The organism is Pseudomonas sp. FW507-12TSA, from assembly GCF_058781435.1.
In genome coordinates this window covers 46625-70992 of the sequence record NZ_JBYSWT010000033.1, presented here as the reverse complement: position 1 = coordinate 70992, position 24368 = coordinate 46625, and the positions used below count along the sequence as shown (strand labels likewise).

Below are 24368 nucleotides of genomic sequence, written 5' to 3'. Positions count from 1 at the left end.
TGCCATCGGGCCACTACCCGGCCGGCGGTCAGTTTTCCTCGAAAGCGCTCTCCAATGCTTCTACGCTACCTTTCGCCCCTCTCCATGGAACAAGACAGACAAGCCCTATGGAACGTGCCTTCTGGAGTACTCCCTACCTCACCTCCCTGGATGCTCGCGTGCTGAGTGTCGAAGGATCCGACGTCATGATCAGCCCGACGATCTTCTTCGCCGAGTCCGGCGGCCAGGAGTCGGACCAGGGCACCATCGATCGCATCCAGGTCACCCAGGCCACGGTCGTCGGCGAACACATCGTCTATCGGCTGGCCTCGGCGCCGGACTTCGCCGTGGGCGACCTGGTCAATGTGCAAATCGACTGGCCACGGCGCTACGCCCTGATGCGGCTGCACTTCGCCGCCGAAATCGTCCTGGAGCTGTTCTACAAGAAATTCCCCGGGCTGGATAAGATCGGCGCCCATATAGGCCAGGCCAAGGCACGTATCGACTTCACCATGGACGGCAGCATCAGCCAGTACTTTCCCGAGATCCTCGCCGAGGTCGAACGGCTGGTGGCGGCCGACCTGCCGATCGAAAGTCGCTTTACCGATACCGAGCATCTGCGCCGTTGCTGGCTCATCGAGGGCTTTTCCCAGGTGCCCTGCGGTGGTACGCACCTGCGCAGGACTGGCGAAGTCGGGCGGATTCGCCTCAAGCGCAATAACATCGGGGCGCACAAGGAGCGCGTCGAGATCTACCTGGTGGATTAGCCGCCGCCAGTCGTTCGTGGCCCGGTGGACTCAGAGGAAACCGCTTGCATGCTGAACATCATGTCCGCACTCGGACTGTTGCTGCTGATGCCGGGCCCGACCAACACCCTGTTGTTGCGCTCGGGGGCACTCAACGGTTTCAGGCGCGCCTGGCCCTTGAGCCTGCTGGAATGCCTGGCCTACCTGTTGCAGATATCCTTCTGGGGTTACCTGCTGGGGCATATCGGCGATGGCGCCCCCTGGTCTCTGCAGTTGATGCAGCTGGTTTCGATCGGCTACCTGGCCAGGACCTCGTACCTGCTCTGGCGCAGGCCCGACGGCGGCCTGCCGGGTTCACCGGAGAGCCTGGTGTCCCGAAGGCATTTTTTCCTGCTGACCCTGATCAATCCCAAGGGCTTGCTGGTGGTGTCGTTCATTGTCCCGCTGCAGACCTTCGCCGATTTCGAGCTGTACCTGCATTTCGTCGCACAGTTCACCGCAGTGGTGATCCCGGTGGGTTGCGCCTGGGTGCTGTTCGGCGCCCGGATCAAGCGCAGCGGCCACGCCTGGTTGACGCCCCACGCCATCAACCGCACGGCCTCGGTGGTGATCTGCTGCTTCGCGCTAGCCATTCTCTGGCGGCTGGCGGATTTGCAGCTCGATAGCAGGCTGGCTCTCTAGTCGGCCAGGCGGGTCTGGCACTTTGCCACAACTCAAGGCATGCTAGCCGCCCTTCGGGCGTCCGGCTTATAGTGCACGTCGCGCCAGCCCAGCCAAACCGCAGGATCACAGCTTGTCCAACGTTACTTCGCCACAGCCAGCGCGCGCTAAAGCCCCTGTGTCGGCCCCTCCTTTGCGCGGCACTCTCAAAGGCGCACTGGCGACCCTGGTGCTGCTGCTCCTGGCCCTGCTGTTCTGGCAGTTGCTCGACCAACTGCAACAGGCTCGCCAAGACCAACGCCAGCATGCCATCGACTACAGCGCCGACCTCGCCGACCACCTGAGCCTGAACCTGGCGCTCAATGCGCAGATCGCCCTCAACCTGCTGCCGATCGTCGAAGCCCCCCAGAACAACCAGCAACAACAGCAACTGCTGGAGAAACTCCAGCGTTCCCTGCCGGATGTGCGCAGCTTCGCGCTGCTCGATGCCCAGGGCGAAATCATCAGCGATACCGCCGAGGGCAGCCAGGATGCCGTCTGGCTCGCCGAACTGGTGCAGCGCAGCCGCTCGCAGCGCTTCTATTACAGCAACCCCGCCGACGGCTCGGTGGTGCACGTGCTGCTGCACCAGGCCAGTGGCTCGACCCGTGGCTACTGGATCCTGCGCATGGCGCCAAGCTTCCTGCAGAGCCTGGTGCGCCAGAGCGAAGACGGCTTCAAGCCGAGCTGGGTGATCGAGAACCGCCTGAGCCGCCAGGTGATCAAGCGTGACGAGCGCAGCACCCCGACCCCCGGCATGCTCGACCCCGACGAAATGGCCAGCAGCGTGCTGCTGTTGCCCCTGGGCAACAGCGACTGGCAATTGCGCGGTTTGTTCGACCAGCGTGCGGTACTCGAGGAACTGCTGCCGGCCTTCATCGGCAAGTGCCTGCTGGGGCTGGCCTTCTCCTTGCTGCCGGTGATCGCCCTGCTCAACATCCGTCGGCGCCAGCGCCAACTGCACGAGGGCCGGCGCCGCTACCAGGACATTTTCGAGGGCACCGGCGTGGCCCTCTGCGTGCTGGACATCTCCGGCCTGCCAGGCCTGTTGGAGAAACACCACCTGCATTCGCTCAACCAGCTCAAGCGCTGGCAGGACGGTCATGCGGAGCAATACCGCCAATTGCTCCAGGAACTGCGCATCACCGAAGTCAACCAGGTCGCCCTGAGCCTGCTCAACGTCCACTCCGGCGACGAGGCCTGGCAATTGCTGATCGAAGGCAGCCCGAATCCCGGCAGCGCCATCGGCGGCCAGTTGCTCGAGGCCCTGGTCAACCAGCACAAGCAGCTGGAACTGGAGATCAAGCTCAGCGACGCCCAAGGCAACGATCAGCACCTGTGGCTGGTGATGCGCCTGCCGGAACAGCCCGACGACTTCAGGGCGGTGATCCTCAGCATCAGCGACATCACCAGCCGCAAGCTGATCGAACTGTCGTTGCTGGAGCGCGAGGGCTTCTGGTCGGACGTGGTGCGGACCGTGCCCGATCACCTGTACGTGCAGGACGTGATCAGCCAGCGAATGATCTTCAGCAACCACCATCTGGGACAGACCCTGGGCTACAACAGGACCGAACTGCAACAGATGGGCGAGTACTTCTGGGAGATCCTGCTCAACCCCGAGGATGCCGACCTCTATCACCAACTGCGCCAGGACCAGCGACATTCCGGTTATGCCCAGCTGCTGCAGTGCCAGTTGCGGTTCCGCCATCGCAGCGGCCAATGGCGGCGCTTCGAGATCCGCGAACAGGCCCTGGCCCGGGACCGTTATGACCAGGTGACACGCATCATCGGCGTGGCCAAGGACATCACCGACCAGATCGAGGCGAGCGAGTCCCTGCGCGACAGTGAACAGCGCTACCGCATGCTCGCCGAGAGCATCAGCGACGTGATCTTCTCCACCGACAACAAGCTCTCGCTGAACTACGTCAGCCCATCGGTGCAGTCGGTGCTCGGCTACGACGTGGAATGGGTGTTCCAGAACGGCTGGCAGTCGACCATCGCCAACCCGCAGCAGCTGACCGGCATCTACGTGCTGATGGACCGGGTCAGCAAGGCCCTGGACAAACCCGAGCAACTGGCACAACTGCGCAGCCAGGTGCAGACCCAGCTGTTCCTGTTCGACTGCCTGCGGGCCGATGGCCGCAAGATCCCCATCGAACTACGCCTGGTGCTGGTCTGGGACGAACACGGCGCCTTCGAAGGCGTGCTCGGGGTCGGCCGCGATATCAGCCAGCAACGCCGGGCGGAAAAAGACCTGCGCATGGCGGCCACGGTATTCGAGCACTCGACCTCGGCGATTCTCATCACCGACCCGGCGGGCTACATCGTCCAGGCCAACGAGGCCTTCAGCCGGGTCAGCGGCTACGCCGTATCCCAGGTGCTGGACCAACTGCCGAACATGCTCACCGTGGACGAACAGCAAGAAGCCCACCTGCGCTACGTGATCAAGCAGCTGAACCAGCACAGCACCTGGGAAGGCGAGGTCTGGCTCAAGCGCCGCGATGGCGAGCACTATCCGGCCTGGGTCGGGATCACCGCCGTGCTCGACGACGAAGGCGACCTGGCCAGCTACGTGTGCTTCTTCAGCGACATCAGCGAACGCAAGGCCAGCGAACAGCGGATCCACCGCCTGGCCTACTACGATGCCCTGACCCACCTGCCCAACCGCACGCTGTTCCAGGACCGCCTGCATACCGCGCTGCAATCGGCGGAGCGGCAGAAGTCCTGGGTGGTGCTGATGTTCCTCGACCTCGATCGCTTCAAGCCGATCAACGACTCCCTGGGCCACGCCGCCGGCGACCGCATGCTCAAGGAGATGGCCGTCCGCCTGCTGGGTTGCGTCGACGATGACGACACCGTGGCGCGCATGGGCGGCGACGAGTTCACCCTGCTGCTGCAACCGCGCGCCAGCCGGGAAATCGCCCTGAACCGGGCGATCCACGTCGCCGAGCAGATCCTCGCCAGCCTGGTCAAACCCTTCGTCCTCGAAGGCCGGGAGTTCTTCGTCACCGCCAGCATCGGCATCGCCCTGAGCCCCCAGGACGGTAACGAACTGAGCCAGCTGATGAAGAACGCCGACACCGCGATGTACCACGCCAAGGAACGCGGCAAGAACAACTTCCAGTTCTACCAGGCGGACATGAACGCCAGCGCCCTGGAACGCCTGGAACTGGAAAGCGACCTGCGCCATGCCCTGGAGCAGCAGGAGTTCGTGCTCTACTACCAACCGCAGTTCAGCGGCGACGGCAAGCGCCTGACCGGTGCCGAGGCCCTGCTGCGCTGGCGCCATCCACGCCGTGGCCTGGTGCCACCGGGCGACTTCATTCCGGTGCTGGAGGAGCTGGGGCTGGTGGTGGACGTCGGCGACTGGGTGATCAGCGAAGCCTGTCGCCAGCTCAAGGCCTGGCATGTGGCCAAGGTACGGGTACCGAAGGTTTCGGTGAACATTTCGGCCCGGCAATTCTCCGACGGCCAGTTGGGCATGCGCATTGCCACCATTCTCCGGGACACCGGCCTGCCGCCGGCGTGCCTGGAGCTGGAACTGACCGAGAGCATCCTGATGCGCGAGGTCAGCGAGGCGATGCAGATCCTCGACGGCCTGAAGAACCTGGGCCTGAGCATCGCGGTAGACGACTTCGGCACAGGCTATTCATCGCTGAACTACCTCAAGCAGTTCCCCATCGACGTACTGAAGATCGACCGCACCTTCGTCGACGGCCTGCCGTCCGGCGAACAGGACGCGCAGATCGCCCGCGCCATCATCGCCATGGCCCACAGCTTGAACCTGGCGGTGATCGCCGAAGGGGTAGAGACCCACGAACAGCTGGACTTCCTGCGCGAGCACGGCTGCGACGAAGTCCAGGGCTACCTGTTCGGACGGCCGATGCCGGCCAACCGCTTCGAAGCGCAATTCAGCAACGACGCCTTGTTCATGTTCGACTAGCGGCAGCGGCAAGCTACAAGCAGCCAATCGCAAGGGAAAGCGATCCGCTTGCAGCTTGCAGCTCGTCACTTGAATGCGGCTTCTGTGCGACATGATGTCCTTTCATATGCCATCCAAAACCCATTGGGTTAGAATGCCTGCCTTTTCTGCCCCCCGATCCTTGAGGACCGCCATGTTCAGCCGTGATTTGACTATTGCCAAGTACGACGCAGATCTCTTTGCCGCCATGGAGCAAGAAGCTCAGCGCCAGGAAGAGCACATTGAGCTGATCGCTTCGGAAAACTACACCAGCCCAGCGGTGATGGAAGCTCAAGGCTCGGTACTGACCAACAAATACGCCGAAGGCTACCCAGGCAAGCGCTACTACGGTGGTTGCGAGTACGTCGACGTGGTCGAGCAGCTTGCGATCGACAGAGCCAAGGAGCTGTTCGGTGCCGACTACGCCAACGTCCAGCCACACGCCGGTTCCCAGGCCAACGCCGCGGTCTACCTGGCCCTGCTGCAAGGCGGCGACACCATCCTGGGCATGAGCCTGGCCCACGGCGGCCACCTGACCCACGGTGCTGCGGTTTCTTCCTCCGGCAAGCTGTACAACGCCGTGCAGTACGGCATCGACGCCAACGGCCTGATCGACTACGACGAAGTCGAGCGCCTGGCGGTCGAGCACAAGCCGAAGATGATCGTCGCCGGCTTCTCCGCCTACTCGCAGATCCTGGACTTCCCACGCTTTCGCGAAATCGCCGACAAGGTCGGTGCCTACCTGTTCGTCGACATGGCCCACGTGGCCGGCCTGGTAGCCGCTGGCGTATACCCGAACCCAGTGCCGTTCGCCGACGTGGTGACCACCACTACCCACAAGACCCTGCGCGGTCCACGTGGCGGCCTGATCCTGGCTCGCGCCAACGCCGACATCGAGAAGAAGCTGAACTCCGCCGTATTCCCTGGCGCCCAGGGCGGCCCGCTGGAGCACGTGATCGCCGCCAAGGCCATCTGCTTCAAGGAAGCCCTGCAGCCTGAGTTCAAGACCTACCAGCAGCAAGTGGTGAAGAACGCCCAGGCCATGGCCAGCGTGTTCATCGAGCGCGGTTTCGACGTGGTTTCCGGCGGTACTGAAAACCACCTGTTCCTGCTGTCGCTGATCAAGCAGGACATCTCCGGTAAAGATGCCGACGCCGCCCTGGGCAAGGCCTTCATCACCGTGAACAAGAACTCCGTGCCAAACGACCCACGCTCGCCGTTCGTCACCTCCGGCCTGCGCTTCGGTACTCCAGCCGTGACCACCCGTGGCTTCAAGGAAGCCGAGTGCCGCGAACTGGCCGGCTGGATCTGCGACATCCTGGCTGACCTGAACAACGAAGCGGTGATCGACGCCGTACGTGAGAAGGTCAAGGCCATCTGCAAGAAGCTGCCGGTGTACGGCGCTTAATCAGCACCGCACCGCAACAGAAAAGCCCGGCCTGGCGCCGGGCTTTTTCATGCCCGCAGAAAACTCCCTCTAGCGGCTAATGCAGGCGGCGACGCGCCCCGCAAAAAACCTCCAAGGCTCTGCAATGGACCTTGCACGGCCCCTGAAAGCCACCAGGCCGAAAGCCCGGGTAGACGGCGCAAGGCCACTGGTCAGACCGGTAAAGCCAATTTTCCCGATCCCTCTTGTAAACCCAAAAAAACCGAGCGTAGACTGCGCCTGCACTGGACAAACCGGTAAGACCAAAATAATTAAGTCCGCCACCCGCTGCGTCTCGAATGCACGGCAGGCCGGACACCGACCAGGACTCCTCCCATGCTCAAATGGTGCTCGCGTTCGATCTTCCTCCAAGTGGTGCTCGGGCTGTTGCTCGGCATCGTGTGCGGCCTCACCCTCCCCGAATACTCCTCGCAACTCAAACCCCTGGGCGATGCCTTCATCAAGCTGATCAAGATGCTCATCGGCCTCATCGTGTTCTGCGTGGTGGTCAGCGGTATCTCCGGCGCCGGCGACCTGAAGAAGGTCGGCCGCATCGGCCTGAAATCAGTGATCTACTTCGAAATACTCACCACCCTGGCCCTGGTGATAGGCCTGGTCATGGCCTTCAGCACCGGCATCGGCAGCGGCGCCAACATCCACCTGGAGCAGCTGTCTCCCGCCGACATGGGCGATATCGCCCAGCGCAGCGAGCATATGCACACCACCACCCAGTTCCTCATGGACCTGATCCCCTCCTCGGTGCTCGGTGCCTTCGCCGAGAACAACATCCTCCAGGTGCTGCTGTTCTCGGTGCTGTTCGGCAGCGCGCTGAACCTGGTGGGCGAAGCCGCCTCGGGGATCTCGCGCCTGATCAACGAACTGAGCCACGTGATCTTCCGCATCATGGGCATGATCGTCCGCCTGGCGCCCATCGGCGTGTTCGGCGCCATTGCCTTCACCACCAGCAAGTACGGCCTGGACTCGCTACAGCACCTGGGCAGCCTGGTGGGCTTGTTCTACCTGACCTGCAGCGCTTTCGTCGCGCTGATCCTGGGCCTGGTGATGCGCCTGTCGGGCCTGCGCATGCTGCCTTTCCTCAAGTACCTGCGCGAGGAGCTGCTGATCGTCCTTGGCACTGCGTCATCGGACGCGGTACTGCCACAGATCATGCGTAAGCTGGAACACTTGGGGATCGGCAGTTCCACCGTGGGCCTGGTGATTCCTACCGGTTACTCGTTCAACCTCGACGGTTTCTCCATCTACCTGACCCTGGCCATCGTCTTCATCGCCAACGCCACCGGCACGCCGCTGTCCATGGCGGACCTGCTGACCATCCTGCTGGTATCGCTGATCACCTCCAAGGGCGCCCATGGCATTCCCGGCTCGGCCCTGGTGATCCTGGCGGCGACCCTGACCGCGATCCCGGCGATCCCGGTGGTGGGCCTGGTACTGGTGCTGGCGGTGGACTGGTTCATGGGCATCGGCCGGGCCCTGACCAACCTGATCGGCAATTGCGTGGCCACGGTCGCCATCGCCCGCTGGGAACAGGACATCGATCTCCAGCGAGCCGACAAGGTGCTCAGCGGCCAGCAAGGCTATGGTTTCCAGGCCCGCAAGGCTGCGAGCGGGAGCCAGCAGGAATTCTGATCCATCCTTGTGCCGGCCCGCGCCAGGCACAGCAATCAGCGCGCGACAACGCGCGCCCCTTACATGGAGTCGACAGTGATCAGCTCGTCAACGGTTGTGAACTCAGTGGTAGAGAAGCTGCGGGCCGCCCTGGCCCGCGGCCAGTGGCGCTCCGGCGATATGCTGCCCGGACAGCGTGAACTGGCCGAACAGCTGGGGATCAGCCGGCCCAGCCTGCGTGAAGCGGTGATCGTCCTGGAAACCCTGGGCCTGGTGCGTTCCATGCCCGGCAAGGGCGTGCTGGTGCTCGATGCTCCCCTGGACGAGCTCCAGGGCCCGGAAGCCACGCTGGCCGGCGCCAGCCTGGAGGATGTATTGCAGCTGCGCTATACCCTGGAGCCCTTCATCGTCGGCCTGGTGGCGCAATCCATCAGCAGCCGGGAGATCGGCCAGCTACGCCTGACCCTGATGGACATGCGCGAAGCCCTGGAGGCCAGCGATGCCGAGGCCGGGGCCAATGCCTACATCGCTTTCCATGAAGAACTGTTCACCCTGACCAGCAATCCGATCTTCCAGAACGTGGTGCAGCAGACCAGCAACGCCCTCAGGCAGAGCGCGCGGATCCTGCGCGAGTCTCCCGAGCACCTGGCCGAACGCCTGGAGGAAAACGAAGCGGTGGTCCGGGCGATCCGCAATCGCAACAGCGCCCAGGCCAGCGCCGAGATGCGCCGGCACATCCTCCAGGAGGGCCAACGCATGGGCATCGAACTGAATATCCCGGACGACCACCTGGGCCCGGACGCCCGGTAACCCATCCCGTATCAGCAACTGGACCGGAGACCGGCCATGGTCAGCCACGCCTTGGAAAACCCTCGCTTCACCCCGGTGGCCAACCTGCGTCGACATGGTGCGAAGAAGCTGTTGGTGGACGATGTCTACCCGCAGATCTTCGATGCCATCCTCGAGCAGCGCATCGCCCCCGGCAGCCGCTTCACCGAGGACAGCCTGGGCCAGGCCTTTGGCGTCAGCCGCAGTATCGTGCGTCAGGTACTGGCGCGCCTGTCCCACCAGCAGGTGGTGATCCTGCGACCCAACCACCGGCCCCAGGTGGCGGCACCGGACCTGGAGCAGACCCGGCAGATCCTCCACGCCCGGCGCCTGGCGGAAATCGCCCTGGTGCGCCTGGCCTGCCAGCAGCCACGCAAGCGCTTGCAGCCCTTGCACCAACTGGTTTCCCGCGAGCGCGAGGCCATCGAACGCGGCTGGCATGGCCCGGCCATCCGCCTGTCAGGGGAGTTCCACCTGCAACTGGCGCAACTGGCCGGCAATGCGCCCCTGGCCAACTTCCTCGGCAGCCTGGTGCCCCTGACCTCCCTGGCCATCGCCCAGCTGGCGGGCCAGGCCTTGCAGCATTGCGCCTGGCAGGAACACGCCGCCATCGTCGAGGCGCTGCAGGAAGCCGACGCCACGGTGGCCGAGGCGTTGATGCAACAGCACCTGGAACACCTGCAACTGCGCTTGCTCAGGGGCCTGGAGGAGCAGGCTGCGCAGCGCCGTGTCAGCCGGCCAGCATCCGCGCGAAGCCCTGGCGAATCTTTTCTTCCGGCAGGTCATCGGCGATGAACACCATCACGCTCTCGCGAACTTCGTCTGCAGCCCACTCGCTGTCCCAGTCGAAGCCGTAGAGCTTGAGCACCCCCTGGAACACCATGCGCCGGGGTTCGTCGATGACGTTCAGCACGCCCTTGTAGCGCAGCAACTGCTGGCCGTGCTCTTCCAGCAGCTCATTCATGAATTCGCTCAGGCGCGCAAGGTCCAGCGCCTGCTCGGTGCGCAACACCAGGCTGGCGATGCGATCCACCGATGGCGCCTTGCTCACCGGACGCAGGCTGATGCCCCCACCCAGGTCGGCATTGAGATTGAAGCCGCGCACATCCAGCAGTTGCGCCAGTTCGATATTGCCGTGATCCACCACATGGATCGGCGCCCGGCGGTTGATCCGCGTCAGGCGCTGGCAGAGGGCCTCGAAGCTGTCCTGGTCCACCAGGTCGCGCTTGCTCACCAGCAAGCGGTCGGCAAAGCCGATCTGCGCCTGGGCGATGGTCTGGCTCAGGTGGAACTCGGCGTGCTTGGCATCCACCAGGGTGATGATGCCATCGAGGATATAGCGCTCGCGCAGCTCTTCATCGATGAAGAAGGTCTGCGCCACCGGCGCCGGATCCGCCAGGCCAGTGCACTCGATCACCAGCCGGTCGAAGGCGATCTCGCCGCTGTCCAGGCGCTCCAACAGCAAGTACAGGGCCTTGCTCAGGTCGGTGTGGATGGTGCAGCAGACACAACCATTGGACAGGGTCATGACTTGAACCGGCTCGGTGCCCAGCAACTGGCTGTCGATACCGGCGTCGCTGAATTCGTTTTCGATCACGGCGATCTTCAAACCGTGCTCGGCCTTGAGCAGATGGCGCAACAAGGTGGTCTTGCCGGCGCCGAGAAAACCGCTGAGAACGGTGACGGGAACAGGATTGTGCAAAACAGGGTCTCCCATGCCTGAAAACGCAGGAGCCGGCGAACCTGGCGAGAGCGCTCCTTGGAACGCCATCGTCGGGCCCGCCGGCTCCTGCCGGGGTATTGCCTAAACGCAGTGCCTCAACAGCACTTCGGACCGCCCTTGCCGCCGTAGCGTGCCTCCTGGCGTTCCCGGAAGAACGCCTCGTACGACATCACCGGCTTGTCCGGGTGCTTGGTTTGCATGTGTTCGACATAGTTGTCGTAGTCGGGCATGCCGACCATCAGGCGCGCGGCCTGACCGAGGTATTTACCGAGGCGACTCAGGTCATTGAACATCGTTGCAATCCTCGGGTCAGGCGTCCGGTACCGCTTGGTATGGCGATTCCTTGTCCGTGCGCTCCTTGCTGCCCCAGGCGGCGACACCGACCTTGAGCGCGTAGAACAGGACACTGAATACCACCAGCAGGAACAGGCCGGTCAGGGCCGCGTTGGTATAGGCGTTGAAGATCACGTGCTGCATCTGCGTGATGTCCTTGGCCGGGGCGAGGATCTGGCCGTTGGCCAGGGCATCGCTGTACTTCTTGGCCAGGGACAGGAAGCCGATCGCCGGGTTGGCGTCGAACAGCTTGATGAAGCCCGCGGTGGTGGTGCAGATCAGCAGCCACACAGCCGGCAGCAGGGTGACCCAGATGTAGCGCTGGCGCTTCATCTTGATCAGGATCACGGTGCCGAGCATCAGGGCGATACCGGCCAGCATCTGGTTGGAGATGCCGAACAGCGGCCACAGGGTGTTGATACCACCCAGCGGATCGATCACGCCCTGGTACAGCAGGTAGCCCCAGAGGGCCACGCAACCGGCGGTGGCGATCAGGTTGGCGCCCCAGGATTCGGTGCGCTTGAGCGCGGGGACGAAGGAGCCCAGCAGGTCCTGGAGCATGAAGCGCCCGGCCCGGGTACCGGCATCCACTGCGGTAAGGATGAACAGCGCTTCGAACAGGATCGCAAAGTGGTACCAGAACGCCATGGTGTTCTCGCCCGGCAGCACGTGATGGAGGATCTGCGCGATCCCCACCGCCAGGGTCGGGGCACCACCGGCACGGGCCAGGATAGTGTTCTCGCCGATGTCCTTGGCCACTGCCTGCAGTTGCTCGGGGCTGATGACGAAGCCCCAGCTGCTGACGGTCTGGGCGACCGCGACCACGTCACCACCGACGATGGCCGCCGGGCTGTTCATGGCGAAGTACACGCCAGGCTCGATCACCGAGGCCGCGACCATGGCCATGATCGCCACGAAGGACTCCATGAGCATGCCGCCGTAGCCGATGTAGCGAGCGTTGGTTTCGTTATCCAGCAGCTTGGGCGTGGTCCCCGAGGAGATCAGCGCATGGAAGCCGGATACCGCGCCACAGGCGATGGTGATGAACAGGAACGGGAACAGCCCGCCTTTCCACACCGGGCCGGTGCCGTCGGTGAACTGGGTCAGGGCCGGCATCTTCAGTTCGGGCATGGTGATCAGGATGCCGATCGCCAGGGCGATGATGGTGCCGATCTTGAGGAAGGTCGACAGGTAGTCCCGTGGCGCCAGGATCAGCCAGACCGGCAGCACCGCAGCGACGAAACCGTAGCCGATCAGCATCCAGGTGATCTGCACGCCGGTGAAGGTGAACATCTTGCTCCAGACCGGATCGGCCGCCACCTGGCCACCCAGCCAGATGGAAGCGAGCAGCAGGATCACGCCGATCAGCGAGATCTCGCCGATGCGGCCCGGGCGGATGTAGCGCATGTACACGCCCATGAACACCGCGATCGGGATGGTCGCCATCACCGTGAAGATGCCCCATGGGCTCTCGGCCAGGGCCTTGACCACGATCAGCGCCAGCACCGCGAGGATGATGATCATGATCAGGAAGCAGCCGAACAGGGCGATGGTCCCGGGAATGCGCCCCATCTCCTCGCGGACCATGTCGCCCAGGGAGCGGCCGTTACGCCGGGTGGACAGGAACAGCACCATGAAGTCCTGTACCGCGCCGGCCAGGACCACGCCGGCGATCAGCCACAGGGTGCCGGGCAGGTAGCCCATCTGCGCCGCCAGGACCGGGCCCACCAGGGGACCTGCGCCAGCGATGGCCGCGAAGTGGTGGCCGAACAGGATGTGCTTGTTGGTCGGCACATAGTCCAGACCGTCATTGTTGAGTACGGCGGGGGTGGCGCGGGTCGAATCCAGCTGCATCACGTTGTTGGCGATGAACAGGCTGTAGTACCGGTACGCCACCAGGTAGATGGCCACTGCCGCGACCACGATCCACAAGGCGTTGATCGCCTCCCCTCGACGCAATGCAACTACGCCAAGGGCGCATGCTCCTACGATTGCCAGCACCAGCCAGGGCAGGTGGCGTAGCGGGCTATTATTGTTTTTCATTTTTATATTCCAGCCAGGTGGACAGAAAGATAGCGCTTGCGAGTGTAGCGCTACTCCACCCAAAGGCCAGCCCCCACGTTGGTCTAGAGCATTCTTTCCCGCACCGTGGCAGCTTCGCGGGCCTGCTTCGCGCTGGCGGCGAATGTTTCCCGGGCGGCGCTTACGGCGACTGCTTCGCAAGGCGCGACATGGGTTGTAGCGGCGGGCCGGTGCCGGGGTCTATAGTCAGTGCACCACGCAGAGGGCCAGTCCATGAGCGAGCAACACGACGACCGCCGACGCTTCAAACGTATCGCCTTCGATGCCAAGACCGAACTCAGCCAGGGCACCCACCGCTGGCCGGTGCAACTGCTGGACCTGTCCCTCAAGGGCTTGCTGATCGAGCGCCCCGCCCCCTGGCTGGGAGATCCCAAGCGCCCCTTCGAAGCCGATATCCACCTGGGCCAGGACGCCGACGTGCGCATGGATGTGCAATTGGCCCATGACAACAACGGCCAGCTGGGTTTCGTCTGCCTGCATATCGGCCTGGAGTCCATCGAGCACCTGCGGCGCCTGATCGAGCTGAACCTGGGCGACCCCGAGGAGCTGGAGCGGGAGCTGGGCGCGCTGATCGATATCTGACCTGCCGCAGGGAGTCAGGGAAACAGCGCGGGCTCGGGGAAATCGTGCTCCATGTCCCAGTAGCCCGGCTGTTGTCGGGAAACCGCCGTCCACTGTCCATCGACATAACGGAAGGTGCGATAGGTGGTGATGAACTCATCGTCCACCATGGTCGAGGCCGACGACACCTGCTGGATGGTTTCGGTCCCGCCCCCGCTGGCGGGCACTATCTGCCAGGCCGCCTTGCCGGTATGGCTGAACATCAGTGGCCGTTTCTCGCCGGTCTCGTCCTGGCATGGCACCGGGTCCAGGCGGTTCTGCGCCGGCACCAGCACCTCGGTGAGCGGGCCGCTGTAGCTACCCAGGGGGGCGGTCTGGTCGATGGACAAAAAGAAGGTCGGCGATGGCAGGCCGCTGAGCGGGGCCTTCTTCACATTGGCCAGGGGATAACCCAGGGCCCGCTGCGCCAGCACCTGGCCACTGTCCGAGACCAGGCGCGCCCGGGCTTCCAACGGCTCCGCCGGCTGGCCGTCCGCGGCCTCAGGGAGATTGTCCGCGTCCATGCCGCTGCCCCAGTTTTCGTCATGGACCTCCTGGGTGATGCGTTGGTCTTCCAGCACCTGCAGCGTCGTGCCATCCCCCACCGGAAGTTGTTGCGCGATCCAGTAGCCCGGCGGCGCCTCGGCCTGCTGGGCCAGGGCCAGGCTGCAGCCACAGAGCAAGCCGATCCCCAGCAACCAGTCCTTCATGTTTGTCATGCCCATGTCGTGTGCGTCCCTTCAGTAACAGCCCGAGTTATTCGAAAAGTGCATCCAGTGCCTGCTCCAGGCGGGTCACGGCGATGATCTTCAGCCCTGCCGGCGGCTCCTTCGGCGCGTTGCCCTTGGGCACGATGGCCCGCTTGAAGCCATGCTTGGCCGCTTCCTTCAAGCGTTCCTGGCCACTGGGCACCGGGCGCACCTCGCCGGACAGGCCCACCTCGCCGAACACCAGCAGGTCATGGGGCAACGGCCGGTTGCGCAGGCTCGACATCACCGCCGCCATCAACGCCAGGTCGGAGGCGGTCTCCAGCACCTTGACCCCACCCACCACGTTGAGGAACACATCCTGGTCGTGGGTCGGGATGCCGCCGTGGCGGTGCAGGACCGCCAGCAGCATGGACAAGCGGTTCTGATCCAGGCCCAGGGTGACCCGGCGCGGGTTGGCCAGGTGGCTGTCATCCACCAGCGCCTGGACCTCCACCAGCATCGGCCGGGTGCCTTCCCAGGTGGCCATGACCACGCTGCCCGGCACTTCCTCCTGGGCCCGGGTGAGGAAGATCGCCGACGGGTTGGAGACCTCCTTCAGCCCACGGTCGGTCATGCCGAACACGCCAAGCTCGTTGACCGCGCCGAAGCGATTCTTCACCGCCCGTAGCAGGCGCAGGCGACCATCGGACTCCCCCTCGAAATACAGCACGGTGTCCACCATGTGCTCCAGTACCCGCGGGCCGGCCAGGGCGCCTTCCTTGGTCACGTGGCCGACCAGGAAGATCGCCGTGCCGCTCTGCTTGGCGTAGCGCACCAGCAAGGCGGCGCTCTCGCGAACCTGGGACACCCCGCCTGGGGCCGATTGCAGTTGTTCGGTGAAGATGGTCTGGATGGAGTCGATCACCATCACCTTGGGCTTCTCTACCCGGGCCGTGGCGATGATGGTCTCGATGCAGGTTTCGGTCATTACCCGCAGTTGGTCCTGGGGCAGGCCCAGGCGACGGGCGCGCATCGCCACCTGCTGCTGGGACTCCTCGCCGGTGACGTACAACGCCGGCATGCGCGTGGCGATGTTGCACAAGGTCTGCAGCAGGATGGTCGACTTGCCGATCCCCGGATCACCGCCGATCAGCACCACCGAGCCATCCACCAGGCCGCCGCCGAGCACCCGGTCGAGCTCGCCGGAAGCGGTGGAGAAACGCGGGATCTCCTCGACGCTGACCTCGGCCAGGGTCTTGATCTGCGCCTGCTGCCCGGCCCAGCCGGTACGCCCGGCGGGCGCCGCGGCACCGCCGCTTTCGATCATGGTCTCGACCAGGGTGTTCCAGGCGCCGCATTCACCGCATTGCCCGGCCCATTTGGGAAAGGTGGAGCCGCACTCGGTGCAGCCGTACATGCGCTTGGCCTTGGCCATCTGAACCCCCGGCAAAAACCGCGATGATAGCTCAGCTGGCGCCGATCAGCGCGGCGCGGCGGTGCGGATCTGCCCGCTGGCCAGGCGCGTGGCGCTATTGCCCAGCGGGTCCTCGGCCTCAAGATCGGCGCCCTTGGCCGCCAGGGCCTGGAGCAACTCGGTACGCTTGAACAGGCCGGCGTACATGGCCGCCGTCTGGCCAGCGGCATTGCGCTGGTCAGGGCTGCAATCGGCCGCCATCAGGCGCCGGGCTATCCGTACTTCGCCCTTGAAGATCGCCCCCATCAACGCGGTATTACCGCGCTCATCCTGGGCGCAAGCATTGGCGCCGGCGGCCAGCAGGTGCTCCACCGCCGCCCCGTGGCCGTGATAGGCGGCCAGGATCAGCGCGGTATAGCCCTTTTCGTCGCGGGTATCGAGGGCGTAGCCGGCCTCGATGAAGGTGTCGAGGATCTCGATATCGCCGCGGCGGGCGGCATCGAAATAGTAGTTGGCCAGCTGGGCCTTGACCGCAACCGGGTCGGCAACGCCCGCTTGCTCCGCATGAGCCCCCAGGGAGCAGACGGCCAGCAGCAGTGAAATGAACAGGCGCATGGTGCGACTCCCTTTGTTTCAAGAAACTCCGTAAGCGCGAGGCTTGCCACCCATGCCTCCAGCCCGGGAAACAGGGCTCCAGGCAGAATCGGTATTGGGGCCGCTGTGCGGCCCATCGCGGACAAGCCTCGCTCCTACAAAGAAAAGGTGCGTCACGCCCGAGAGCGTGACGCGGGTCGAAGTCAATCTGCCAGCTTGGCGGCCAGGGCCTTGACCCGGGCCAGGTCGCCCTTGGCCACCTTGGCCACGCCAGCGCCGTACTCGGGGTCGGCCTTGTAGAGGAACGACAGCATGATGTGCTTGCTCTGGTCGTCAGTGTCGGCCAGGGACTGGCCGAAGCTCTCGATCAGGTCCTGGCGCTCCTTCTTGCTGTAGGAGCGGTACAGGTCGCCGGCCTGCTTGAAGTTCTGCTCACGCTGGATCTTCGCCTGCTGGGTGCTGCCCGCCAACGCCTGCTGGCTGTAGCGCGCCGCCGCGGGCTCTTCGCGTGGCTCAAGCCGGCTCGGCTGGTAGTTGACCCCGCTCTGGGTGTGCCCCTGGTTCATGGCGCCATCCTGGTTGCCATTGTTCACCGCAACCTTCGGCGCATTGATCGGCAGTTGCAGGGCGTTGGCCCCCAGGCGGTACATCTGGGTGTCGGCATAGGAGAACACCCGGCCTTGCAGCAGGCGGTCCTCGGAGGGCTCGATACCCGGCACCAGGTTGGCCGGAGCCATGGCCACCTGCTCGGTTTCCTGGAAGACATTGCCCGGATTGCGGTTCAACACCATCTGCCCGACCTTGCGCTCGGGAATGCCGGGCCAGATCTTGGTGGCGTCCAGCGGATCGAACTCGAACTTGGCCAAGTCTTCGGGCTTCAATACCTGGACATACAAGTCCCACTTGGGAAAGTCCCCTTTATTAATGTGGGATACCAAGTCATGGGTCATATGGCTGTAATCGCGCCCCTGGACCTCGACCACTTGTTGCGGATCGAGATTCTTCACACCCTGCAAACTCTTCCAGTGGAACTTCACGTAGTGCACTTCGCCCTTGGCGTTGATCAACTTGTAGGCGTGCACGCCATTCCCGTCCATTTCCCGATAACTGGCCGGGGTCCCGGAGTTGGAATACAGCTCGGTCAAAGTGCGGGTGGCTTCGGGAACATGGGAGAAGAAATCGAAACGCCGCGAATCATCGTCCAGGTTGGTACGCGGGTCGGGCTTGAAGGCATGGACCATGTCCGGGAACTTGATGGCGTCACGGATGAAAAAGGTCGGGAAGTTGTTGCCCACCAGGTCCCAATTGCCGTCCGCGGTGTAGAACTTGGTGGCGAAACCCCGTGGATCGCGCAGGGTTTCCGGGGAATGGTTGCCATGCACCACCGCCGAGAAACGCACGAATACCGGGGTCACCTCGCCAGCGGCGAACACCTTGGCCCGGGTCAGGTCGGTGAGGTTGTCGGTGACGGTGAAGGTGCCGTGGGCGCCGGTGCCGCGCGCATGCACCACCCGCTCTGGAATACGCTCGCGGTCGAAACGCTGGAGCTTCTGGATCAGTTGCACATCCTGCAGCAACACCGGTCCAGTGGCGCCTGCGGTCTGCGAGTTCTGGTTGTCGCCTACCGCCGCGCCGTTGTCGCGGGTCAGTGTGGCGGCCTGTACGGAAAGGGACAGCATACTGGCGGCGAGCACGCCCAGTACGCCGCGCGGGGAAAGATTCCCCAGGCCAATGGAAACAGTCATGTCGGATTCCTCTAGTTATATAAGGCGTATCTCGATACGCCTGCTAGAGGCTAGTGGCTAAACATTTGAAAGCTAAATAGAAAGCCCGCAAGCGCTTGATTGACAGAATGTTGTGGTTATAGCGGCAATGACGAGGTATATCGCGCGCGAAAAATGATGGCACTTTGATTAAACTCTTCGCCGATATATCGGTCATACGCCGCGAGCTGTAGAAAGTTGAGTCGGCAAAATGCTTTTTGCTGACTTACACTGCTTTAACCAACCTCATCTGCAACAAGGAAATAACCTATGGGCGTGTTAAGTGAGTTCAAGGCCTTCGCGGTCAAAGGTAATGTGGTCGACATGGCCGTCGGTATCATCATCGGCGCCGCATTCGGCAAGATCGTCTCGTCTTTCGTCGGTGACGTGGTCATGCCGCCAATCGGCATGCTGATCGGCGGCGTGGATTTCGCCGACCTGGCCATCACCCTCAAGGCGGCCGTGGGCGACACGCCAGCGGTGGTCCTGGCCTATGGCAAGTTCATCCAGAGCATCATCGACTTCATCATCATCGCCTTCGCCATCTTCATGGGCGTGAAGGTGATCAACCGTCTCAAGCGCGAAGAAGCCGTGGCACCAGCGGAGCCGCCGGTTCCGACCAAGGAAGAAGTGCTGCTGACCGAGATCCGCGACCTGCTCAAGGCCCAGAACGACAAGTCCTGAGGCACGCCGTAGCGACCCGTGGCCGCGCGAAGCAGCGTCCACGGGGCTTTTCCCCTACCAATAGGTTTCCACTGCCACCTGTCCCGGGCGTCGGCTCAGGCTCAGGTTCAGGCCCCGCTGCTTGAGCAGGGCCCGGGTGTCGTCGATCATCTGCGGGTTGCCGCAGAGCATCACCCGGGAGTGTTCAGGACTCAGTTCCAGGCCCGCCGCACGCTCCAACTCACCGTTCTCGATCAGCTGGGTAATGCGCCCGTTGAGGCTGCCCGGATGCTGTTCGCGGGTAACGGTGCTGATGAACTGCAGCTTGTGGGCAACTTCGGCCAGGTATTCACGCTGGGGCAATTCGGCGAGCAATTGCTGGTAGGCCAGTTCCCTGGCTTCGCGCACGCTGTAGACCAGGATGATGCGCTCGAATCTCTCCCACACCTCGAAGTCCTGGAGGATCGACAGAAATGGCGCAATGCCGGTACCTGTGGATAACAACCAGAGGTCGCGCCCATCGACGAAACGGTCCAGGGTCAGGTAACCGAAGGCCTGGCGATCCACCAGCAGGCTGTCGCCTTCACGCAGGCGGCTCAACTCGCTGGTGAACTCGCCGTCGGGCACGACGATGGAAAAGAACTCGAGGAACTCGTCGAACGGCGAAGACACCATGGAATAGGCACGCCACACCGTACTGCCGTCGGCCCGGGTCACCCCGAGGCGGGCGAACTGGCCGGAACGGAAGCGAAAGCCCGGGTCCCGGGTGGTGCGCAGGGTGAACAGGCTGGGGGTCAGCGGCTGGACATCGAGCAGGGTCTGGCGGGTGTACTTTTCTTCACTGGCAGTCATGACGAACTCCACAAAACCGATGTTCCTAGTGTCCCGCAAAGCGTCGTGCACAAACACCGGTGGTTTGTAGTGGCATAGACGGCGGGCAATCCCCGGCGAAAAAACGTAAAATCGCCGCATTTGCACAAGCCCGCCCGCGCGTTGCAACAGCGCTGCCCAAAGGCTCCTGTCCGCCACGGTCCCGCGCCGACAGGCCCACCTATTACCTAGAGTCCGCCCATGCCCCTGCTTGCCAGCCCCTTCGCCCAGCTCGACCTGATCCGCCAGCCCGAACAGCAGAACGAGCCGCTGCAAGCCTTCGACGCCGCGGACGAGTACCTGCTCAGCCACCTGGCCGAACAGCAACCGGGCAGCGAGACCCGGGTCCTGGTGCTCAACGACAGCTTCGGGGCCCTGGCCGCGAGCCTGCTGGGCAAGGTCCAGGTCACCAGCAGCGGCGACTCCTACCTCGGCGCCCTGGCCCTGGAAAAAAACCTGGCACGCAATGGCCTGCCCTTCGATGCCGTGCAGGTGCTGCCGGCCAGCGAACCACTGGAGGGCCCCTTCGACCGGGTGCTGGTCCGTGTCCCCAAAACCCTGGCCCTGCTGGAGGAGCAACTGATCCGCCTGCAAGGCCAGCTGGCTCCCGGGGCCCAAGTGGTGGCTGCGGCCATGGTCAAGCATCTGCCCCGGGCCGCCGGCGACCTGCTGGAGCGCTACATCGGCCCGGTCCAGGCGTCGCTGGCGGTGAAGAAAGCCCGCCTGCTGATCGCCACCGCCGAGGCCAGGCCGCCGTTGGCCTCGCCCTACCCGACCCGCTATCGCCTGGACAAGCCTGCTGTCGAGCTGCTCAACCACGCCAACGTGTTCTGCCGCGAAGGCCTGGATATCGGTACCCGCGCCTTCCTCCCGCACCTGCCGCAGAACCTCGGCAATGCCCGGGTCGCGGACCTGGGCTGCGGCAACGGTATCCTGGCCATCGCCAGCGCCCTGGACAATCCACAGGCCCGCTACACCCTGGTGGACGAGTCGTTCGTGGCAGTGCAGTCGGCCCGGGAAAACTGGCAGGCGCTGCTTGGCGAGCGCGAAGCCGTGATCCGCCCCGGCGACGGCCTGGCCGGCCAGGAGCCGCAATCCCTGGACGTGGTGCTGTGCAACCCACCGTTCCACCAGCAGCAGGTGGTGGGCGACTTCCTCGCCTGGCGCATGTTCCAGCAGGCCCGGGAAGCCCTGGTGGTGGGCGGTGCGCTATATATCGTCGGTAACCGCCACCTGGGTTATCACAGCAAGCTGGCCCGCCTGTTCCGCGGTGTTGAGCAGGTGGCGGCGACGCCCAAGTTCGTCATCCTCAAGGCCCGCAAGTAACCCCACACTGCCCCGCAGGCGCAAGCTTGCTCGCGGTGAGTCCCCCGCGAAATGCCAAGTACCGCGTTCTCGCTCATCGCGAGCCCACCGGCTGCACCTGCAAAGAAAAGACGTAGCAAGCCCAGGTCAAAAAAAACCCTCCAATGGAGGGTTATAAACCGCGCCGCACGACACGGGATGGGATGAGCGGTAATGAAGATCAGTGCGTGGTCAGGCCCGCGGCGTTCATGAACATGCGCATCAGGCTGGCCACCAGGAACAGGGCCAGGACGCTACCGCCCCAGATCATGGCCAGCCAGCCCAGGCGTTGCCAGAGCGGCTTCTTTTCCGCCTGCTCGATTTCCTGCAATGAATGTTTACCAGCCATCATCGAATGCTCCTTTCGCAAGGGGGGCGATGGCGCCTGCAAGGGCGCCGTCGCGAGCAGGCTGCGCTCCTCTGGAGGAGCGAGGCCTGACTAGTGGTAGCCGTCCTCGTGGGTGACCTTGCCGCGGAACACGTAGTAGCTCCAGAAGGTGTATCCCAGGATGAACGGAATGATGAACAAGGTGCCCACCAGCATGAAGCCCTGGCTCTGCGGCGGTGCAGCGGCGTCCCAGATGGAGATCGACGGCGGCACGATGTTCGGCCACAGGCTGATGCCCAGGCCGCTGTAGCCGAGGAAGATCAGTACCAGGGTCAAAAGGAACGGCGTGTAGTGAGCGTTGCGCGCCACGGCCCGGAGCAGCCCGTACAGGGTCACCAGCACCAGGATCGGCACCGGCAGGAACCAGAACAGGTTCGGCAGGGTGAACCAGCGCGCGGCAATCTCGGCATGGGCCAGGGGCGTCCAGATACTGACCACGCCGATCACCGCCAGCAGGACGAAGGCCAGGGGCCGCGCCAGGTCATGCATCTGCAACTGCAGCTTGCCTTCGGTCTTCATGATCAGCCAGGTGCAACCGAGCAAGGCATAGGCCACCACTAGCGCCAGGCCGCAGAACAGCGTGAAGGGCGTCAGCCAGTCCATCGAGCCGCCGGCGAACTGGCGGTTGACCACTGGCAGGCCATCGATGAAGGCCCCCAGGGCCACGCCCTGGAAGAAGGTGGCCGCAGCGGAACCGCCGATGAAGGCCTTGTCCCAGATATGGCGCTTGGCTTCCTTGGCCTTGAAGCGGAACTCGAAGGCCACGCCACGGAAGATCAGCCCAACCAGCATCAGGATCAGCGGCATGTACAGCGCCGAAAGCACCACCGAGTAGGCCAGCGGGAAGGCGCCGAACAGCGCCGCCCCGCCCAGTACCAGCCAGGTCTCGTTGCCGTCCCAGACCGGGGCGACGGTGTTCATCATTACGTCACGGTCGCGGCTGTCCTTGACGAACGGGAAGAGAATCCCGATCCCCAGGTCGAACCCGTCCATGACCACGTACATCATGATGCCGAAGATGATAATCACGGCCCAGAGCAGCGGAAGATCGATACCCATGACTCAATTCCCCTCGTTCAGGCTGGTGCTGTGGTCGTCATCGTCGGCCGCGGAAAGCGGACGGGCCGGCGTGCGTTTGCGGCCGGGGCCACCATGGCTGGTCTCGGCGCCTTCGTTGGTCACCGGTCCCTTGCGCACCAGGCGCATCATGTAGCCGATGCCCACGCCGAACAGCGCGAAGTACACCACCACGAACAACGCCAGGGTGATGCTCATCTGCACCAGGCTATGCCCGGAAGAAGCATCGGCGGTGCGCATCAGCCCGTAGACCACCCACGGCTGGCGACCGATCTCGGTGGTGAACCAGCCCGCGAGGATCGCGATCAGCCCGGACGGCCCCATCCACAACGCCAGGTACAGGAACGGCCGCGAGGTGTAGAGGCTGTCCCGCTTGCGCAGCCAGAGGCTCCACAGCCCGGTGAAGATCATCAGCATGCCCAGGCCGACCATGATCCGGAACGACCAGAAGACGATGGTCGAGTTGGGCCGGTCCTCGGGCGGGAACTCCTTGAGCGCCGGCACCTGCTTGTCCAGGGAGTGGGTGAGGATCAGGCTGCCCAGGTAGGGGATTTCCACGGCGAACTTGGTTTTCTCGGCCTTCATGTCAGGCCAGCCGAAGAGGATCAGCGGAGTCGGCTCGTTACCGACGTTCTCCCAGTGGCCTTCGATGGCGGCGATCTTCGCCGGCTGGTGCTTGAGGGTGTTGAGACCGTGGAAGTCACCGATCACTGCCTGTACCGGGGCCACGATCAGAGCCATCCACATGGCCATGGAAAGCATGCGCCGGATCGCCGGGTTGTCCCGCCCGCGCAGCAGGTGCCAGGCCGCCGACGAGCCGACGAAGAACGCCGTGGCCACGAACGCGGCGACCGCCATGTGCGCCAGGCGATAGGGGAAGGACGGGTTGAAGATCACTGCCAGCCAATCCACCGGGATCACCTGGCCGTTGACGATTTCATAGCCCTGAGGAGTCTGCATCCAGCTGTTGGACGAGAGGATCCAGAAGGTCGAGATCAGGGTACCGATGGCCACCATCACCGTGGAGAAGAAGTGCAGCTTGCGCCCGACCTTGTTCCAGCCGAACAGCATCACCCCGAGGAAACCGGCCTCCAGGAAGAATGCGGTGAGCACCTCGTAGGTCAGCAACGGACCGGTGACCGAACCGGCGAAGTCGGAGAACCGGCTCCAGTTGGTGCCGAACTGATAGGCCATCACCAGGCCGGACACCACGCCCATGCCGAAATTGACGGCGAAGATCTTCGACCAGAAGTGGTAGAGATCGCGGTAGGTATCGTCGTGGGTCTTGAGCCACAGGCCCTCGAGTACCGCCAGGTAGCTCGCCAGGCCGATGGTGATCGCCGGGAACAGGATGTGGAACGAGATGGTGAATGCGAACTGGATTCGGGCGAGATCAAGAGCCTCTAAACCGAACATAAGCTTTCCTCTGTCAGGTAATACCGGCTGCCGGCCAGAGGCCTGCACCCACTGCCCCCACGGATATGGAGTGCGGCGAATTCGGATTCGTTCTTTTAAACCATCGCTACGCAGGGATCCTGGCCTTGCGGCCACCACACCAACCCT

21 protein-coding genes are annotated in these 24368 nt (G+C 63.8%); 10 read left to right on the top strand and 11 right to left on the bottom strand.

Going from position 1 to position 24368, the window contains the following annotated elements; translation table 11 throughout:
* Positions 1 to 107: 107 nt before the first annotated feature.
* The 7 genes from AC3WK8_RS26180 to AC3WK8_RS26150 all read left to right on the top strand — a co-directional run bounded on the left by AC3WK8_RS26180 (position 108) and on the right by AC3WK8_RS26150 (position 10060).
* Entirely contained in the window at positions 108 to 746 is a 639-nt protein-coding gene (locus AC3WK8_RS26180) for an alanyl-tRNA editing protein (protein ID WP_103326252.1), read from the top strand.
* A gap of 48 nt (positions 747 to 794) precedes the next feature.
* Positions 795 to 1406, top strand: coding sequence for a LysE family translocator (locus AC3WK8_RS26175; RefSeq protein WP_103326251.1), 612 nt, complete (start codon positions 795 to 797; stop codon positions 1404 to 1406).
* A gap of 112 nt (positions 1407 to 1518) precedes the next feature.
* Positions 1519 to 5367, top strand: a complete 3849-nt coding sequence (locus tag AC3WK8_RS26170) for a bifunctional diguanylate cyclase/phosphodiesterase (protein WP_085597034.1) — start codon at positions 1519 to 1521, stop codon at positions 5365 to 5367.
* 172 nt (positions 5368 to 5539) lie between these two features.
* Entirely contained in the window at positions 5540 to 6793 is a 1254-nt protein-coding gene (gene glyA / locus AC3WK8_RS26165; RefSeq protein ID WP_022641112.1) for a serine hydroxymethyltransferase, read from the top strand.
* Between the two features lie 354 nt (positions 6794 to 7147).
* A complete protein-coding gene (locus AC3WK8_RS26160) occupies positions 7148 to 8458 on the top strand; it encodes a C4-dicarboxylate transporter DctA (RefSeq protein WP_022641113.1) in 1311 nt (436 codons plus the stop codon).
* A 75-nt stretch (positions 8459 to 8533) separates the two neighbouring features.
* Entirely contained in the window at positions 8534 to 9247 is a 714-nt protein-coding gene (locus AC3WK8_RS26155; protein ID WP_085597033.1) for a FadR/GntR family transcriptional regulator, read from the top strand.
* Positions 9248 to 9283: 36 nt separating this feature from the next.
* Entirely contained in the window at positions 9284 to 10060 is a 777-nt protein-coding gene (locus AC3WK8_RS26150) for a GntR family transcriptional regulator (protein WP_103326250.1), read from the top strand.
* On the opposite strand, the gene yjiA is transcribed toward AC3WK8_RS26150, so the two are convergent.
* From yjiA to AC3WK8_RS26135, 3 genes are all read right to left on the bottom strand, one after another.
* The gene (yjiA, locus tag AC3WK8_RS26145; protein WP_404942591.1) at positions 9996 to 10982 is read right to left on the bottom strand and encodes a GTPase; all 987 of its coding nucleotides are present in this window, start codon (positions 10980 to 10982) and stop codon (positions 9996 to 9998) included. The genes AC3WK8_RS26150 and yjiA overlap by 65 nt on opposite strands.
* A gap of 101 nt (positions 10983 to 11083) precedes the next feature.
* Positions 11084 to 11281 (bottom strand): YbdD/YjiX family protein, encoded by a 198-nt coding sequence (locus AC3WK8_RS26140; protein ID WP_007937254.1) that lies wholly within the window; start codon positions 11279 to 11281, stop codon positions 11084 to 11086.
* 16 nt (positions 11282 to 11297) lie between these two features.
* Complete coding sequence (locus AC3WK8_RS26135) at positions 11298 to 13364, bottom strand: carbon starvation CstA family protein (protein WP_053134681.1); 2067 nt, start codon at positions 13362 to 13364, stop codon at positions 11298 to 11300.
* 252 nt (positions 13365 to 13616) lie between these two features.
* On the opposite strand from AC3WK8_RS26135, the gene AC3WK8_RS26130 reads away from it, so the two are divergent.
* Positions 13617 to 13985 (top strand): PilZ domain-containing protein, encoded by a 369-nt coding sequence (locus AC3WK8_RS26130; RefSeq protein ID WP_022641118.1) that lies wholly within the window; start codon positions 13617 to 13619, stop codon positions 13983 to 13985.
* 14 nt (positions 13986 to 13999) lie between these two features.
* Here AC3WK8_RS26130 and AC3WK8_RS26125 read toward each other — a convergent pair whose 3' ends face one another.
* The 4 genes from AC3WK8_RS26125 to katB form a co-directional block, all read right to left on the bottom strand.
* Positions 14000 to 14728 (bottom strand): hypothetical protein, encoded by a 729-nt coding sequence (locus AC3WK8_RS26125; RefSeq protein WP_103326248.1) that lies wholly within the window; start codon positions 14726 to 14728, stop codon positions 14000 to 14002.
* Between the two features lie 31 nt (positions 14729 to 14759).
* A complete protein-coding gene (gene radA / locus AC3WK8_RS26120; RefSeq protein ID WP_022641120.1) occupies positions 14760 to 16127 on the bottom strand; it encodes a DNA repair protein RadA in 1368 nt (455 codons plus the stop codon).
* Positions 16128 to 16172: 45 nt separating this feature from the next.
* A complete protein-coding gene (locus AC3WK8_RS26115) occupies positions 16173 to 16721 on the bottom strand; it encodes an ankyrin repeat domain-containing protein (RefSeq protein WP_103326247.1) in 549 nt (182 codons plus the stop codon).
* Between the two features lie 182 nt (positions 16722 to 16903).
* On the bottom strand, positions 16904 to 18445 hold the full coding sequence (gene katB / locus AC3WK8_RS26110) for a catalase KatB (protein ID WP_103326246.1): 1542 nt from the start codon (positions 18443 to 18445) through the stop codon (positions 16904 to 16906).
* 288 nt (positions 18446 to 18733) lie between these two features.
* Between katB and mscL the strand changes: the two genes are divergently transcribed.
* Positions 18734 to 19147: a large-conductance mechanosensitive channel protein MscL gene (mscL, locus tag AC3WK8_RS26105; RefSeq protein ID WP_022641123.1), complete on the top strand. Its 414-nt coding sequence runs from the start codon at positions 18734 to 18736 to the stop codon at positions 19145 to 19147.
* A 54-nt stretch (positions 19148 to 19201) separates the two neighbouring features.
* On the opposite strand, the gene AC3WK8_RS26100 is transcribed toward mscL, so the two are convergent.
* On the bottom strand, positions 19202 to 19978 hold the full coding sequence (locus AC3WK8_RS26100; protein ID WP_053134690.1) for a ferredoxin--NADP reductase: 777 nt from the start codon (positions 19976 to 19978) through the stop codon (positions 19202 to 19204).
* Positions 19979 to 20197: 219 nt separating this feature from the next.
* On the opposite strand from AC3WK8_RS26100, the gene AC3WK8_RS26095 reads away from it, so the two are divergent.
* On the top strand, positions 20198 to 21322 hold the full coding sequence (locus tag AC3WK8_RS26095; RefSeq protein WP_103326245.1) for a methyltransferase: 1125 nt from the start codon (positions 20198 to 20200) through the stop codon (positions 21320 to 21322).
* Between the two features lie 199 nt (positions 21323 to 21521).
* Here the strand turns inward: AC3WK8_RS26095 and AC3WK8_RS26090 are convergent, their stop codons facing one another.
* From AC3WK8_RS26090 to AC3WK8_RS26080, 3 genes are all read right to left on the bottom strand, one after another.
* Positions 21522 to 21689: a DUF2474 domain-containing protein gene (locus AC3WK8_RS26090; protein ID WP_083456947.1), complete on the bottom strand. Its 168-nt coding sequence runs from the start codon at positions 21687 to 21689 to the stop codon at positions 21522 to 21524.
* Between the two features lie 90 nt (positions 21690 to 21779).
* Complete coding sequence (gene cydB / locus AC3WK8_RS26085; RefSeq protein ID WP_022641127.1) at positions 21780 to 22787, bottom strand: cytochrome d ubiquinol oxidase subunit II; 1008 nt, start codon at positions 22785 to 22787, stop codon at positions 21780 to 21782.
* Positions 22788 to 22790: 3 nt separating this feature from the next.
* Positions 22791 to 24221 (bottom strand): cytochrome ubiquinol oxidase subunit I, encoded by a 1431-nt coding sequence (locus tag AC3WK8_RS26080; protein WP_103326244.1) that lies wholly within the window; start codon positions 24219 to 24221, stop codon positions 22791 to 22793.
* Between the last annotated feature and the right edge of the window lie 147 nt (positions 24222 to 24368).